Genomic DNA, 14239 nt, shown 5'->3' on the forward strand with positions numbered 1-14239 from the left:
ATAAACTATCTATTTTTGCAACCCTGTTTTGTAAAGAATCATAACAAAGAAAATTAAAATATAGCGATGAAAAGAACTTTCCAACCATCAAACAGAAAGAGAAAAAACAAACATGGTTTTCGCTCTCGAATGGCTACTGCAAACGGTCGCAGAGTGCTTGCGGCACGCCGTGGTAAAGGCAGAAAGAAACTTTCTGTGTCGGACGAATATCTGGGCACTAACAAGTAAGTAAGCCAAATAATAGAAGATATTTTGCTTTTGCAAACTAAAGTAAGGATTTCACACCAGAAGTTCTTACTTTTGTTGTATATATACCTTTGGTGTTATGATTTGGTTCGATTCTTTGATTCTTGTAATACTTGCCGTAGCCTGCGTAAAAGGCTTTATGTCGGGGTTTGTGACGCAAATAGCCACCCTTGCCGGAGTTGTGCTGGGGGCTTTGTTTGCGGGTAAGGTTGCGGAGTTCATATTGCCCTATCTGGATGGGGCATCGTCGTCGGCCAACGTGCTTAGTATAGCATCTTTTACTATTGCCTTCGGGCTCATCATGGTAGGTGTGATATTTGCCGGTAAGCTGATAAACACGCTTGTGGACGCAATGATGCTTGGTATTCCTAACAAATTGGCGGGAGCGTTTTTTTGTGCTCTCAAATACTTATTCGTTTTCAGTATAGCCTTAAACCTGCTTATACAAATGGATGGTGACGAAAAACTGATGACACCCCAGATTAAAGAAAACTCCGTTTCGTTTCATTACATCACAAAAATATCATCAATAATTGTCCCTTACCTTAAACTTTAAGAGTGTTGAAGGTGTTTTTTATTTGCTCCGATAGGGCAGAATAAATTATATTTTTGTTAATTTTGTTGTATTACGGCTTCCTTCGTGGTTTGATAAGAATTTAATAATCAATCATCCTTATGGATAAAAAAGAAGAAATAAGGAAACATAAACTTGGTCTTGCCCTTAGTGGTGGAGGGGCTAAGGGCTTTGCGCACCTTGGGGTGATGAAGGCTCTGGAAGAAAGGTATATCCATCCGAACATAATATCGGGGACGAGCGCGGGGGCTTTGGCCGGTGTTTTGTATGCCGACGGATATAGCCCGATGGAAATAGCCGAGCTTTTTAAGAATAAAGGGTTTAAGGAGTTTGCCAAATTTACTATCCCCCAAGCGGGAATATTTAAAAGTGACGGAATCTACGATTTTCTGAAGAAGCATCTCCGTGCTAAAACTTTCGAGGGGCTGAATATTCCACTCCGTGTTGTAGCTACCGATATTGAACGGGGTACGAGCGTTGTATTTTCCGAAGGGCCGGTCATTGACGCCGTTGTTGCCTCGTGTTCTTTCCCCATTATCTTTACGCCAAAAGAAATAAAGGGCAGACATTACGTAGACGGAGGGTTGTTCCGTAACTTTCCGGTTTCGGTTATACGGCAAGAGTGCGAAAAAGTGATAGGAGTGAATGTAACCCCTCTGACGCACGAAAAGTACCGCAATTCGATGATCCATATTGCGGAACGCACCTATCATTACATGTCGATAGGCAATACCATGGGCGACCGCAAACTTTGCGACATACTGATTGAATCGACAGATGTATCGAAATTTGCGATGTTCAGCCTCGACCATATCGACGAAATAATAAAGATAGGTTACGACATAGCCATAGAAGCATTAGGACAAAAGATTGAGGGTACTAAAGAAAATGCTTCGATAGCGAAAAGCACAAAAAAATAATAACCAAGAAAAGTATCGGCAATGGCAAAATTTCTTATATACCAAGTATTTCCACGTTGGTTTGGTAATACCTGCTCCACAAATAAAGAGAATGGAACGAAGGATGAAAACGGGGTAGGCAAGTTTTCTTCTTTTTCGGCGAAGGCGCTTTCGGAAATAAGGAAAATGGGATTTTCGCATATCTGGTACACAGGGGTGATTGAGCATGCCACAAAAACCGATTATTCGGAATACAGAATACAAAAAGATAATGACTCCATAGTGAAAGGCAATGCCGGTTCGCCTTATGCCATAAAGGATTATTACGACGTAGATCCCGATTTGGCTGACAATGTCGAAAATCGTATGCAGGAGTTTGAAGCACTGGTTGCGAGGACACATAAGCACGATTTGAAAGTTATCATAGATTTTGTTCCCAACCACGTTGCCCGCCAGTATTGTTCGGACAGAAAGCCCCGAAAGGTTGACGATTTGGGCACAAAGGATGATACCACAAAAACATTCTTGCCCGACAATAATTTCTATTATATCCCCAACCACGATTTACGATTGGATTTTCTCCCTGCCGATGCGCAGGAAACGTATCACGAATCGCCGGCAAAGGCAACCGGTAACGACCGTTTTGACAGCACTCCTACCGCAAACGACTGGTACGAAACCGTTAAACTGAACTACGGAGTAGATCACCTTAACGGGCACACAAAATACTTTACGCCGATACCCGACACATGGTATAAGATGTACGACATACTGATGTTCTGGGCATCGAAGGGTGTAGACGGCTTCCGTTGCGACATGGCAGAAATGGTTCCTGTTGAGTTTTGGAACTGGGTAATAGGTAAAGTAAAGAATAAACACAAAGATATTATATTCATTGCCGAGGTATATAATCCGAGCGAATACGCGGGCTTTATCAAATCGGGACGTTTTGATTATTTGTACGACAAGGTGGGGCTTTACGATACCCTGCGGGGAGTGGTATGCGGACACCGGCCAGCTTCGGACCTTACAGCCTGTTGGCAAAGCTTGGGCGAGTCGCACTTGCAGATGCTGAACTTTTTGGAAAACCACGACGAACAGCGCATCGCTTCCGATTTTTTTGCCGGCGACCCTCGCAAAGCTATCCCTGCACTGATAGTTTCGGCCACGATGAACACAAACCCTTTTATGGCATATTGTGGGCAGGAGCTTGGCGAACGGGGTATGGACAAAGAAGGGTTTAGCGGTATGGACGGGCGGACTACAATTTTCGATTATTGGTCGGTCGAGAGCGTCCGTAATTGGTATAACGGGGGTAAATGTAATACCGAAAAACTGACCGATGTCCAGAAGTCTTTACGGACGATTTATTGTAGGGTACTGTCGGTCTGCAACACCGAACCGGCTATCAGCAAAGGCGGTTTCTACGACCTTATGTATGTAAATTACCGGAACGAACATTTCGACCCATCCAAGCAATTTGCTTATTTGCGGGCGAGCGAAGGAGAACTGCTGTTGGTTGTTGTCAATTTCGACGATAAGGACGTTCGCCTGAAAATAAATATTCCTGCCGAAGCTTATGCTTATTTCAATATCGATCCCCGAAGCCTGAAGCCGGACAAGGAACTGATGTGGGACGGACAAGAGCCTGTCGGAGAGCCTTTATTATCGGCTTATGAAGTTAGGCTTAAAGCATATTCCGGGAAGATTATTAAGTTTTTAAGTGATTAAATGAACCGACCTTTCTGAAAGTTCGTGAACTATTTTATACCTTTGTGGGGTTTAAAGTCTATTTACACATATTATTATAATATCAAAAGAAGAAATAAATGGAAAGAGCTCCTTTCAAAGTTTTTTCGGGAACAAATTCCCGATATCTTGCCGAAAAAATTTGCAACAGCCTTGGTTGTCCGTTAGGAAATATGAACATCGAATACTTTGCCGATGGCGAATTTTCGGTTTCGTACGAAGAATCTATCCGCGGACGCGATGTGTTTTTGGTGCAATCAACGTTCCCCAATTCGGATAATTTATTGGAGCTTCTTCTGATGATTGATGCTGCAAAAAGAGCATCGGCAAAGTCGATAGTGGCCGTTATTCCTTACTTTGGATGGGCGCGCCAAGACCGTAAAGATAAACCCCGTGTGTCTATCGGAGCTAAACTGATAGCCGATATGCTCAGCGCGGCGGGAATCAGCCGCCTTATTACAATGGATTTGCATGCCGACCAGATACAAGGGTTCTTTAATGTTCCGGTAGACCACTTGTACGCATCGGCTATATTTACCGAATATATTGACACGCTCGATAAAGAAAATCTTGTTATGGCAACCCCCGATGTGGGAGGTACAAAAAGAGCCAGTTCGTATGCCAAATACTTTGGTATACCGATGGTTATTTGCTATAAACTGCGTAAAAAAGCCAACGAGGTTTCAGAAATGCAAATAATTGGCGATGTGGAAGGTATGGATGTTGTTTTGGTTGACGATATTGTTGACACAGCCGGCACGATAACCAAAGCTGCCGATTTGATGATGGCTCACGGAGCCCGTTCGGTGAGGGCTATTGCCAGCCATGCCGTAATGTCAGACCCCGCATCTACAAGGATAGACCAGTCGAGCCTTACACAAATGCTGTTTACAGACAGTATTCCTTATTCTAAAAAATGCGAAAAAGTAACGATACTCTCCGTAGCCGATGTTTTTGCCAAAGCTATTCAGAGGGTATATAACAATGAGTCTATCAGCTCATTATATGTAATGTAGCCCTAAATTGTCCGCTACATTTTGTATATATACATAAAAACAGATATTTTTGCATCATTCTAAACAAACGATGCAAAATAAATTTACATGATATGAAAGTTCACCATGAAGGTCGTGATGTTTTGGGCATACTCATAACTCTGCTTGCCATTATTAATGGATGCTTGTTTTACTTTTGTAGGATAGAGTTTATTAATTATTTGGTTCTTGCAGCATCAGTGGTATTTTTCTTGATTGTTTTGAACTTTTACAGAAGCCCGTACCGGCGTTTTACGGGGAATATGCGCGACTCGGTGGTGGCGCCTGCCGATGGCAAGATTGTTGCTATCGAAGAAGTTTTTGAGCCCGAATACTTTAAAGATACCCGTTTGCAGGTTTCTATCTTCATGTCGCCTTTCAATGTGCATGCAAACTGGTTTCCGGTAAATGGCAAGGTTATTGTCAAGAAGCATCACAACGGGCGCTTCAAGGCGGCTTACCTGCCCAAATCGAGCACGGAAAACGAACGGTCTACCGTTGTTATCCGTCGCGAAAACGATGTAGATGTGCTTGTAAGACAAGTGGCGGGTGCTATGGCGCGCCGCATAGTAACCTATCCCGAGATAGGCGAAGAGGCACATATTGACGAGCATTTTGGTTTCATTAAGCTCGGTTCGCGCGTGGATGTATATTTGCCCGTGGGAACAAAGGTGCTTGTGGATATGGATCAGAAAGTGACGGGCAACCAAACGGTGATAGCCGAACTGCCGATAGAATAGAAAAAAGGAAAGGATGAAAAAACATATTCCCAATCTGTTGACTTGCTTAAACCTATTTTCGGGCTGTATAGCCTGTGTGATGGCTTTTGGCGGGGAATACGGATTGGTTGTTGTTTTTGTTTTGTTGGGATGCGTTTTTGATTTTTTTGACGGATTTGCGGCTCGCTTGCTCAAAGCCCCGTCAGCAATAGGGAAAGAATTGGATTCGCTGGCCGACATGGTTACCTCGGGCATGGCTCCTTCTCTGATGGTGTTCCGCTACCTGTCGGATAATATTACCGAAGCATCTTTATTGTATCCCCTGCACGGCTATGTACCCTATTTTGCGTTCCTGTTGGCGGTATTTTCCGGAATCAGGCTTGCCAAGTTTAATATAGACCAACGGCAAACAACTTCGTTTATCGGGTTGGCCACTCCTGCCAACGCCCTTTTTTGGATTAGTTTTTGCTATGGGTTGCATACACAGGTAACAGGGCGGTACGATTGGGTTTTATTCTTGATTTTGGCTCTTGTTATGGTGTTTTCGCTGCTTCTGGTTTCAGAATTGCCTATGTTCTCGCTGAAAATTAAAAGCTTTGGGCTGAAAGGGAACGAATCCAGATATTTGCTTATTTTATGTTTGCTTATTTCCGTTATTTTGGCTCCTGCCTGGGCATTGGCCATAACAATACTGTTCTATATAGTTCTTGCTGTGACAGAATACGCAAGGATGCCTCATGGAGGTGAACAAAACCAATAAAACGAGTGTTAACTAACTGTCTTATCCTCTCCCGAAGAGGTTCGATATTAGCTTTTTATTTACGAATATCAGGCAAAAAAAGCCTGTAAACACAGATATATGTCTTTTATTGTATTTATACTTTTTCTTATTCTTGCTTTTTTTGTGGCTATTCTTGCCGCGGGAGGGCAGATTATTTCGGCAATACTACGTTTTCTTTTCGGGAAACCCAATACCGGCAATCAATCGAAACAAAATTCAAAACAGAGATACAACAGCAATACCTCACATAACGATACGGCAGATTCTCATTCGCAGAAGAAAATATTCCGAAAAGACGAAGGAGAATACGTTGACTACGAAGACGTAAACGACAGCTCGCAGTAATATGCCATATAATAATATAAAAACACCGCAAACTGTTAGGTTTAGTCTGCGGTGTTTTTGTATATAGTGTGTTTCTCTGCTATTTGTTGAGAGTCTAAATACTTCCTGATTAAGGGCAAGTAGGTTCAACTATCGAAGGATCAGGGTTATTAGGATTACCTACATAACGTTGAGGAATAACTTTCCTTTTAGACTTACTTATTAAACAATAGGCCGGATTTTCGAGAAATTTATCCAACTCTGATTGTATAAGTTCGTTTGATTGGCATTCAATATGCTTCAGGTTTGTATTTTGAGAGACGTCAAGGCTGGTTATCGCACTTCGTTCACAAAGAAGTACTTCCAATTTTGGGTTTTGGGTTACATCGATATAACCCAGCCCATCTATCCTTTGAGCATCCAAAAGGGTCAGGTTCTTATTTTGGGAAACATCTATGCTGGTCAACGGCAAATCGAAAATGCTCAGATGCTCTAACTTTAAAAGTTTCTCAATACCGTCAAGCGAAGAAATTTGACTATCTCCAATATACAGCCATATTAACCGTTTCTCACCGCATTCGTCGGTTTCCCACTTGACGCAAGGGTTACCTATACCGTCCGTACCAAAACTCTCTGTGTCGAAATTCCAGTTGAGGGTATTACCCGGATTATTGTTATATATTTCTTTAAGAGCAGCTATGTCGGAGGCATGACTGTTGTTTGTAGTTCCACAAGGGGGAGTACACGGTTCATGAGGGGGAGTACACGGTTCATGCATGCGCAACCAACGGTTTCCGAGCCAACAATATAGCCCGGGGCAGATGTTTTCGGCCAACACCGTATTGGTGTTATATACCCAAAGGCCGGCATGTGCCGTCATATCCCAACCGGTATCGGCTCCTTCCATTGTAGCCAACATGTTAGCACCGGTTTCTTTTAGTAGATTAACCCTTGGCATCAGTAGCCCACGGGTAGAATTAGCATCCGTTCCTGCCTTCTCCTTGAGTTGGAGTATGGCGCCTTTTTCGGTTTTCTGGTCTTGCCCAATAGTTACCTGGGCTTTCATCCCTGCAAAACTAAAGAATAGAACAACAGGTAGAAGTATTTTTATATATTTTAAGCTTTTCATAATCTTTGTTTCATATTGTTTTGTGTTTATAGTTGGCACCCGTTTTTAATTGGGCGGAGTCAGTTTTACAGCCAGCCATTGGTAAACATCGTTTTCATCTTTGTTCCATACATAGACTCCGGGGTCTATACTGTTACCGCCAATGTGGTAAACCACCAATCCGATATGCTTGTCCTTGTCCCAAGGACCGGTTGCACCGTTTATAGTTGTCGCTATATCGCTACCACTTGCCGTAAGCGATGTGAGGATGACACGTGGCAAAAGGAGCCCTTTGTCTGCATTGGAATTATCGTCAGTAATGCCCTTCTCGGTTTTCAGTTGGAGTAGAGCGCCCTGAACAGGACTTTCGTCTGTACCTATGGTTGCCTGTGCTTTCGCCGATAGGATGGCAAAAAGCATCAAGGTAAGAATGAGTGTAAGTTTTAGTTTCATATGTTTTTGTATAATGTTTTATTTAGTTCTGTTTTCTGGGTCGAACAATATTAATCTTTTTTGCAACGGACTGTATAGAGACCATAACGCCCAGCGGTGCCACGCATTACTTTCTGAGAATCCCCATCGCCCGTTCTACCTGTAAAAAACTGTCGTCGCCATGAATTGCCATTGCTGTGCGCACTGGCCGTCCAAAACTGTGTGTAGCGGCCATAATCTCGAGATTCGCCATCAGCGGCAGAGCCGACAATAAGAATATCGAAGCCACCCTGAGCCGCAGAAAGGCTTCTTCCTTTGTATTCCCCTTCGCCAACTCCAAAACATTCCGAAATCATAGCCAACCCGTGTCCTTGGTCAGTGTCAGATCCTCGATTAACTAAACCATAATAAATTTTTTCCCATTCTGCACCATCCCATGTAGGAGGATTAAAATTATAGTCTGTTTCGTACCAACTGTAAGGTGTAGGGTTATTGTAAATAGCTTCTTCCAGATCGTTCCATTCCCTGTCGCTGGGCAAATGCCAACCATCAGGGCAAACGCCCTGGTGAACTACGGCCACACTTTCTTGTTCATCTCCCTGACCTTCTTTTTTATTATCATGCTTACGGTTAGCAGCAAAATACCAATTATAGAGTATGCCGTTACGAGGACTCCATTCTTCTGTAGCCTTCACCTTGTCATAAGGACATATCCACAAGCCGGGAGAGCTATATTTCCTTGACTCCTCCCAAGGGTAAGCCCAGCATTTAGTAGTATTAACGCTTTGCTTACCATTCCCGTCAACAATAATGGGTTGACGTTCTGCCGTATGCAGATAGTTAGGATCGTTGGGGTCGGCAGGAATAAACCGCAGATTTTCGGTCATCCATTCGCCAACGCTGACGCCGTTCGCATCGAAGAATTCACGGTAGCGATAAGTTTGTGGGCCATTCAACTGAGACCGATTATCGGTAAAGGTATTAACTTCGTCTGCATTGTCCGCATCTACCCCTTTTCCCATATATTGCCATTTGGTTCCATTCCACACATACAATCCTTTGTAGATAGGATCGAGGCTACAATAATCGTCCTTGTGGTTGTAAACGGATAACCCGATATGTTTTTCATATTGTTCGCCGCCATCCTCGGTGTCGGTTATTTCATTTTCCCCCATCTTTAGCTTCTTCAAATCGCTCAATTGTACGCGAGGCATAGCCAGTCCGCGCGAAGCGTTAACTCCGGTGGTTTGCGTTTGTTTCAGGTCGAGCAACGATCCGGGATTAGAAGTTTCTGTCGAACCAATGGTTACCTGAGCCCTAAATGCAGGACTCAAAAATAACGTTACAAAGAGTAATAAAAGCGGTAGCTTTCGTTTGCTCAGTTTTGTGTGTCTGTTTGTTTTCATAAAATTGATGTTACATGTCTGTTATATTAGTAATGTTTTTTTATATCCATTTTCAGAAAAAAAAGTACGGGGCTCTATGCCGGGCTTAATTAATAGAGAGACTACCTGCTATTTTCGCAAACGGCAGGACAATCGAATAAATTAAAAGGCAAAATAATAATGAGGCACAGAATGCCCCGTACTTAGTCTTGAATGGCCACTTCTTCTTTATCTTTTGGTTGAAGTAATGGCACAGAAAGGGTGGATAAACTTTTCTGAAAAAATTTATCCGGATATTTTTATTGATAAAATTATTTGGTATAATATGATGCGTGCACGCACGTTTTTTATTACACGATAAAATAAAGAAATAAGTCTTTATTATTTGTATAATAAAAGATGGTAAAGAATGTAGTTTTGTTAGTTGTGGTTTATGTGAGGCTCTCTCTCTCTCTCTCTCTCTCTCTCTCTAATAAAATAACAACACCATCCAAATTCTTGGATAACAAAAATTCGATTGTAAATCGTTATGTATTGGCCTTTCATTGTTTCAATTCGATATTCAGGATGCAAATATAACGATAAAAATCAAATACAAAACTATAAAAACAGAACTTTTATGAAAAGAAGTTAAAAATAGGCAGACCGTATTTTGCCCCGACAGTGATGTACTTACCGTTGCTTTATGCTACCCGAACCTTTTATGTTTTTATGCACGTTTTCAGGATTTCCTATGTATAGTATATCTCCGCTGCCTTCTATGGCTGCGGTTAGTTTTTGGGTAACGTTTACCTTGATATCTCCACTTCCTTGAACGAAGCATTGGGCTGTTTGACTTTCATAATCGAAGAGATTCATGTCTCCACTGCCCTCTATAACGCAGGTTAGCTTTCGCGATTTTCCGCTGAGTTCGATATCGCCCGAACCTGCAATTTTCATATTGGTTTCCTGGCATTGCAGTTCTTCAGCTTTTATATCTCCGCTACCTTCCACAAGCAAGCCTAAGAATTCGGTGTACATAGGGCCTTTCAGAAGAATGTTGCCCGAGCCTTTTATCACCGCTTCATGTAAAGACCGGGAATTTGTATAGATAGTGAACCGCGTTGGGCGTATATCCGAAGAAGGATGCATGTCGATTGTAAGCGTTTTTCTATGCACTTTTACGATTACTTCCGGCTGTATGTTATCGTCGGTCTCTACCCGTATATAAGGGGCAGTTTCCGTCTTTTTTTCGTATATAAGCTGTCCTCCTGTTTCTAATACAATAAGGTCATAATCTGATATGGTATATTCACGGCTGACTATTTTACCGCTTCCTTTTATTTTTTGAGTGTCGTTATTGTTTTTTGTGATAGTACATGATGTTTGTAATAAGACAGCAAACAGCAGTATAAATAAGAAATGTGCAGATTTTGTATTCATAATAAACAGATTTTAGATAATACCTCTTTTTTGATATGACGAATCGAACAAAATTTTATAACATCAATACCTTTATTTATACTATACATTTGTCATACTGACGATAGGAAACATCCGGAAAGAGATTCTTCATTTCACTCAGAATGACAAAGCGAGTAACACTTTTTCTTTGGCAGCGGCCAGAAAAAATGATTTTACATGCACTTGTGAGTCATGATATCCAGAACAACCTTGTCGGTTTCGTTCATTCCTTGCGATCCTATCAGGGTTAGGTTTCGGATGCACTGGTCTACATCACCGTCAATAATGCCTTCGACCGATGTTACGTATTTTTCTTCCATGGCCATCATTGCCGAAAGAACGGCCGTCGATACGCCTGTCGATAGCTTGAGCGCGCAACTGGGTTTGGCTCCGTCGCAAATCATACCGGTAAGGTTGGCAATCATGTTTTTCACGGCAAAAGTGACCTGTTCATATCCGCCTCCCATCAGGTAAACGATTCCGCAGCTCGAACCTGTGGCCGCCACAACACAACCGCACAGAGCCGAAAGTTTACCCAAGCTTTGTTTTATGTAAATTACGGTAAGGTGGCTCAGGATGAGGGCACGGATAAGCTCTTCGTCAGACTTACTGTATTTTTCGGCAAACACTACAACCGGAACGGTTGCGGCAATACCTTGATTTCCACTGCCCGAATTACTCATCACGGGTATCATTGCCCCTGCCATCCGGGCATCGCATGCCGCAGTGGTGTATGATAGCATTTTGGTGAAAACAGTGCAGCCCATTATTTCCTGCTCAAGCGGACTGCATAAGGTTTTACCCAGACTGTGCCCGTAGCTGCCTTGCAATGATTTTTCGGCCGCCGCCTTGTTGAGACGTGCCGCTTCCATAATAAAATCGATTTCTTCGAGAGGGGCGGTCATGGCAAAATCGTACACTTTGCGCATAGACAACTGTAAGGGGGCTTCTTCCGTTTCCTCTTTTTGCGAGGGAGTACGTTCGTCGAGTAGCACTTCGTTGTTTTTGGCTATGTACACGAAATTGGTGTGCCCTCCGGCAATAACAGCGGTTGCCGAATCGTTGCCGGCCTTGCAGGTGATTTCTATGTAAAGTTTTTCTGTTATTCCTTCTTTAAGGGATATATCTATAACCTTTGCCTCGATTAAATTTTTTCCTTGTTCAACGGCTTGGGGGGTAGAGTCTTTCAATACTTCGAGTTGGTATTCCGATTTGCCAACCAAAGCTCCCAGTGCTATTGCTATCGGCAACCCAATCATGCCTGTTCCGGGGATACCTACGCCCATTGCGTTTTTAAGTATATTGGCACTCAGGTGCGCGTCTATACAGGTTGGTGTTTTTCCGAGTGTTTCGGTAGCTTTAGCTACACACAAGGCTACGGCGATAGGCTCGGTACATCCTATTGCGGGAACAACTTCGCTTTGTATAAGTTGTATAATTTGAGTTCTTTCAGCTTGATCCATCTTTTTTGTTGTAATTAGACAAAACAGTGCAAAGCTAACAAAAAAACAAAAAAGGAAGAGGCAATCCGATACTCTTTCTTAGGTGTGCGGAGAGTTAAAAAAGCAATTCGTTATCAAACATTTGCAATTTCTGGTTCAAACTGTTTATCTCATCTTGCAGATTGTCTATTTTATCTAACAAATTCTGTATTACATCTATCCCTTCTATGTTGATAGACAAATCGTAATACCAACGCGAATAGCGGTCGAGGATAGCAATTTGCGACGAGAGCAGGTATTCGGCACCGTCTTTTTCTACAATGTCTATTAACCCCTCCGTTTGCAGCATTTTCAGAAATCGCGGCTCTATTGTATTGTATTTACAATATTCTGTTATTATGATTAATTCCGTATTCATGGTTGTTCTTTTTTAAAGGGGATTAAATTCGGCGAATTTTTTGAACAATTCTTTCTGTTGGGCCGATAGATGGGTCGGTATTTTTACCGAATAGGTGATTATTAAATCGCCAAATTCGTTTTCCTTTTTGTATTTAGGGAAACCTTTTCCTTTGAGGCGTGCTTTTGCCCCGTTTTGTGTACCTTCTTTTATTTTCAGTTTTACTTTACCGTTGAGCGTATCGAGGGTATGCTCTCCACCTAAAACGGCAGAGTTGAGGTCTATCGTTACGGTTTGGTATAGGTTGTCGCCTACACGCTTAAATACAGCATCTTCGTCGATGACGAAAGTAATATATATGTCGCCTGCGGGACCTCCGTTCATTCCTGCTCCTCCTTGTTTAGGTAGCTTTATAACCTGCCCGTTGGCCACCCCTGCCGGAACGGTGAAGCGTATGGTTTTACCGTTTACATCCAGCGTTTGCTTGTGGGTTTGTGCTGCCTGCCGTAGGGAAAGATACAGTTCGGCGGTATAATCTTGCCCTTTATAAGCCGCTTGACGCCGTCCGCTTTGAGACGAATAGCCACCACCACGATTTCCGAATAGCGATTCAAAGAAATCGGAGAACCCTTCGTCATCGCCCGAGAACGAGTAACTGCCCCCACCGAATCCGCCAAAGTCGCCGGCAAATCCACCATTTTGCTGCTGTTGCTGACGGGCTTTTTCGTACTCTTCGGCATGCTTCCAATTCTCTCCGTATTCGTCATATTTTTTCCGCTTTTCAGGGTCGCTCAATACCTCATTCGCTTCATTTATTTGTTGAAACTTTTTGTGAGCTTCCTTATCGTCCGGATTCAAATCCGGATGATATTTACGGGCCAATTTGCGATATGCCTTTTTTATGTCGGCGGCAGTCGCGTTTTTATCTAATCCCAGTATGCTATAATAGTCGATGAATGCCATTTTGAATCGTTTTGCTTTTTTTGTACGGTGCAATTGTTATGCCACAGGCCTATATTATGCCATTAGTTAGAGGCATATAGGTATTCTGTTTATTATATAACAAAAATATAGGGATTGATGTTTATATTAATACCGGTTATATTCTGTTTTATATAGAATTCTACATAAATAGAATTACTTTTAAGGCTTTTCCTGAAGGAGAAAGCAGATTATAAAGACTTCAAGATAACTTGCCATGCTTCAATTTTCTGAGGCAAAGACATTCGTGCGTTTGCCGGGCTGGGCGAGGGTAGGGTTGTGTAAGCAAAGCCTTCTTGCTTGCCTACATATTCGTTGAAAAAGCTTTCGGCTTTTTTGCTGGCAAAAAACACATGGCGAATATGGGGGTATGAAGCAAAGAACGAGGAGAAATTGTTTGCCTTTTCGTTTCGTATATCGGAATCGGCACTGCCTTTTCCCTCGCAGCTTGCCAATACATCCCACAGGGCAATCCGTTTTTCGTGCAGTAGGTTTATTCTTTTCTGATAATCGTCCGTCAAAGGTTCTTCAAACAAAGCAAACATTATCGGCCAGAACTGATTGTTGGGATGCCCATAATATTGTTGTCTGCGCAGCGATTCTTCGCCGGGCATAGTGCCTAAAACCAGTATTTGGGAATGAGGCGATACTATCGGAGGAAATGCTTTCTTCATGTTTCTTTTACGCTTCGGGCACTAAAGATAGTAAGAAACTGTTTTACATTT

16 protein-coding genes are annotated in these 14239 nt (G+C 42.5%); 8 read left to right on the forward strand and 8 right to left on the reverse strand.

Annotated features, from left to right (window positions below; genetic code table 11):
* The first annotated feature begins 66 nt into the window (after positions 1 to 66).
* The 8 genes from rpmH to M2132_RS00460 all read left to right on the forward strand — a co-directional run bounded on the left by rpmH (position 67) and on the right by M2132_RS00460 (position 6347).
* Complete coding sequence (rpmH, locus tag M2132_RS00425) at positions 67 to 228, forward strand: 50S ribosomal protein L34 (RefSeq protein WP_280670176.1); 162 nt, start codon at positions 67 to 69, stop codon at positions 226 to 228.
* 97 nt (positions 229 to 325) lie between these two features.
* Positions 326 to 802, forward strand: a complete 477-nt coding sequence (locus M2132_RS00430; RefSeq protein ID WP_280670178.1) for a CvpA family protein — start codon at positions 326 to 328, stop codon at positions 800 to 802.
* A gap of 119 nt (positions 803 to 921) precedes the next feature.
* Positions 922 to 1740 carry a patatin-like phospholipase family protein gene (locus M2132_RS00435; protein ID WP_280670180.1) on the forward strand — a complete coding sequence of 273 codons (819 nt, stop codon included), beginning with the start codon at positions 922 to 924 and terminating at the stop codon, positions 1738 to 1740.
* A 21-nt stretch (positions 1741 to 1761) separates the two neighbouring features.
* Positions 1762 to 3450 (forward strand): alpha-amylase family glycosyl hydrolase, encoded by a 1689-nt coding sequence (locus M2132_RS00440; protein WP_280670182.1) that lies wholly within the window; start codon positions 1762 to 1764, stop codon positions 3448 to 3450.
* A 98-nt stretch (positions 3451 to 3548) separates the two neighbouring features.
* Complete coding sequence (locus M2132_RS00445; RefSeq protein ID WP_280670184.1) at positions 3549 to 4484, forward strand: ribose-phosphate pyrophosphokinase; 936 nt, start codon at positions 3549 to 3551, stop codon at positions 4482 to 4484.
* Positions 4485 to 4576: 92 nt separating this feature from the next.
* Positions 4577 to 5242: a phosphatidylserine decarboxylase family protein gene (locus M2132_RS00450; RefSeq protein WP_280670186.1), complete on the forward strand. Its 666-nt coding sequence runs from the start codon at positions 4577 to 4579 to the stop codon at positions 5240 to 5242.
* A 13-nt stretch (positions 5243 to 5255) separates the two neighbouring features.
* Complete coding sequence (locus tag M2132_RS00455) at positions 5256 to 5981, forward strand: phosphatidylcholine/phosphatidylserine synthase (RefSeq protein WP_280670188.1); 726 nt, start codon at positions 5256 to 5258, stop codon at positions 5979 to 5981.
* A gap of 99 nt (positions 5982 to 6080) precedes the next feature.
* Positions 6081 to 6347 (forward strand): DUF4834 family protein, encoded by a 267-nt coding sequence (locus tag M2132_RS00460; protein WP_280670190.1) that lies wholly within the window; start codon positions 6081 to 6083, stop codon positions 6345 to 6347.
* Between the two features lie 109 nt (positions 6348 to 6456).
* On the opposite strand, the gene M2132_RS00465 is transcribed toward M2132_RS00460, so the two are convergent.
* The 8 genes from M2132_RS00465 to M2132_RS00500 all read right to left on the reverse strand — a co-directional run bounded on the left by M2132_RS00465 (position 6457) and on the right by M2132_RS00500 (position 14188).
* Positions 6457 to 7455, reverse strand: a complete 999-nt coding sequence (locus M2132_RS00465; protein WP_280670192.1) for a hypothetical protein — start codon at positions 7453 to 7455, stop codon at positions 6457 to 6459.
* 45 nt (positions 7456 to 7500) lie between these two features.
* Positions 7501 to 7887, reverse strand: coding sequence for a hypothetical protein (locus tag M2132_RS00470; RefSeq protein WP_280670194.1), 387 nt, complete (start codon positions 7885 to 7887; stop codon positions 7501 to 7503).
* A gap of 50 nt (positions 7888 to 7937) precedes the next feature.
* Positions 7938 to 9272, reverse strand: a complete 1335-nt coding sequence (locus M2132_RS00475) for an FISUMP domain-containing protein (RefSeq protein WP_280670196.1) — start codon at positions 9270 to 9272, stop codon at positions 7938 to 7940.
* A 651-nt stretch (positions 9273 to 9923) separates the two neighbouring features.
* The gene (locus tag M2132_RS00480; protein WP_280670198.1) at positions 9924 to 10673 is read right to left on the reverse strand and encodes a head GIN domain-containing protein; all 750 of its coding nucleotides are present in this window, start codon (positions 10671 to 10673) and stop codon (positions 9924 to 9926) included.
* A 194-nt stretch (positions 10674 to 10867) separates the two neighbouring features.
* On the reverse strand, positions 10868 to 12157 hold the full coding sequence (locus M2132_RS00485) for a serine dehydratase subunit alpha family protein (protein WP_280670200.1): 1290 nt from the start codon (positions 12155 to 12157) through the stop codon (positions 10868 to 10870).
* Between the two features lie 94 nt (positions 12158 to 12251).
* On the reverse strand, positions 12252 to 12554 hold the full coding sequence (locus tag M2132_RS00490) for a chaperone modulator CbpM (RefSeq protein ID WP_280670202.1): 303 nt from the start codon (positions 12552 to 12554) through the stop codon (positions 12252 to 12254).
* A gap of 12 nt (positions 12555 to 12566) precedes the next feature.
* Positions 12567 to 13496 (reverse strand): J domain-containing protein, encoded by a 930-nt coding sequence (locus M2132_RS00495; protein WP_280670204.1) that lies wholly within the window; start codon positions 13494 to 13496, stop codon positions 12567 to 12569.
* Positions 13497 to 13705: 209 nt separating this feature from the next.
* Positions 13706 to 14188: a DNA-deoxyinosine glycosylase gene (locus M2132_RS00500; protein WP_280670206.1), complete on the reverse strand. Its 483-nt coding sequence runs from the start codon at positions 14186 to 14188 to the stop codon at positions 13706 to 13708.
* Positions 14189 to 14239 lie beyond the last annotated feature (51 nt).

Source organism: Dysgonomonas sp. PH5-45, from assembly GCF_029893235.1.
Classification (GTDB): domain Bacteria; phylum Bacteroidota; class Bacteroidia; order Bacteroidales; family Dysgonomonadaceae; genus UBA1309.

Bases quoted from the DNA above. Each gene is read 5' to 3' on its own strand.
- rpmH (WP_280670176.1), top strand. From the start codon at position 67: ATGAAAAGAACTTTCCAACCATCAAACAGAAAGAGAAAAAACAAACAT.
- M2132_RS00430 (WP_280670178.1), top strand. From the start codon at position 326: ATGATTTGGTTCGATTCTTTGATTCTTGTAATACTTGCCGTAGCCTGC.
- M2132_RS00435 (WP_280670180.1), top strand. From the start codon at position 922: ATGGATAAAAAAGAAGAAATAAGGAAACATAAACTTGGTCTTGCCCTT.
- M2132_RS00440 (WP_280670182.1), top strand. From the start codon at position 1,762: ATGGCAAAATTTCTTATATACCAAGTATTTCCACGTTGGTTTGGTAAT.
- M2132_RS00445 (WP_280670184.1), top strand. From the start codon at position 3,549: ATGGAAAGAGCTCCTTTCAAAGTTTTTTCGGGAACAAATTCCCGATAT.
- M2132_RS00450 (WP_280670186.1), top strand. From the start codon at position 4,577: ATGAAAGTTCACCATGAAGGTCGTGATGTTTTGGGCATACTCATAACT.
- M2132_RS00455 (WP_280670188.1), top strand. From the start codon at position 5,256: ATGAAAAAACATATTCCCAATCTGTTGACTTGCTTAAACCTATTTTCG.
- M2132_RS00460 (WP_280670190.1), top strand. From the start codon at position 6,081: ATGTCTTTTATTGTATTTATACTTTTTCTTATTCTTGCTTTTTTTGTG.
- M2132_RS00465 (WP_280670192.1), bottom strand. From the start codon at position 7,455: ATGAAAAGCTTAAAATATATAAAAATACTTCTACCTGTTGTTCTATTC.
- M2132_RS00470 (WP_280670194.1), bottom strand. From the start codon at position 7,887: ATGAAACTAAAACTTACACTCATTCTTACCTTGATGCTTTTTGCCATC.
- M2132_RS00475 (WP_280670196.1), bottom strand. From the start codon at position 9,272: ATGAAAACAAACAGACACACAAAACTGAGCAAACGAAAGCTACCGCTT.
- M2132_RS00480 (WP_280670198.1), bottom strand. From the start codon at position 10,673: ATGAATACAAAATCTGCACATTTCTTATTTATACTGCTGTTTGCTGTC.
- M2132_RS00485 (WP_280670200.1), bottom strand. From the start codon at position 12,157: ATGGATCAAGCTGAAAGAACTCAAATTATACAACTTATACAAAGCGAA.
- M2132_RS00490 (WP_280670202.1), bottom strand. From the start codon at position 12,554: ATGAATACGGAATTAATCATAATAACAGAATATTGTAAATACAATACA.
- M2132_RS00495 (WP_280670204.1), bottom strand. From the start codon at position 13,496: ATGGCATTCATCGACTATTATAGCATACTGGGATTAGATAAAAACGCG.
- M2132_RS00500 (WP_280670206.1), bottom strand. From the start codon at position 14,188: ATGAAGAAAGCATTTCCTCCGATAGTATCGCCTCATTCCCAAATACTG.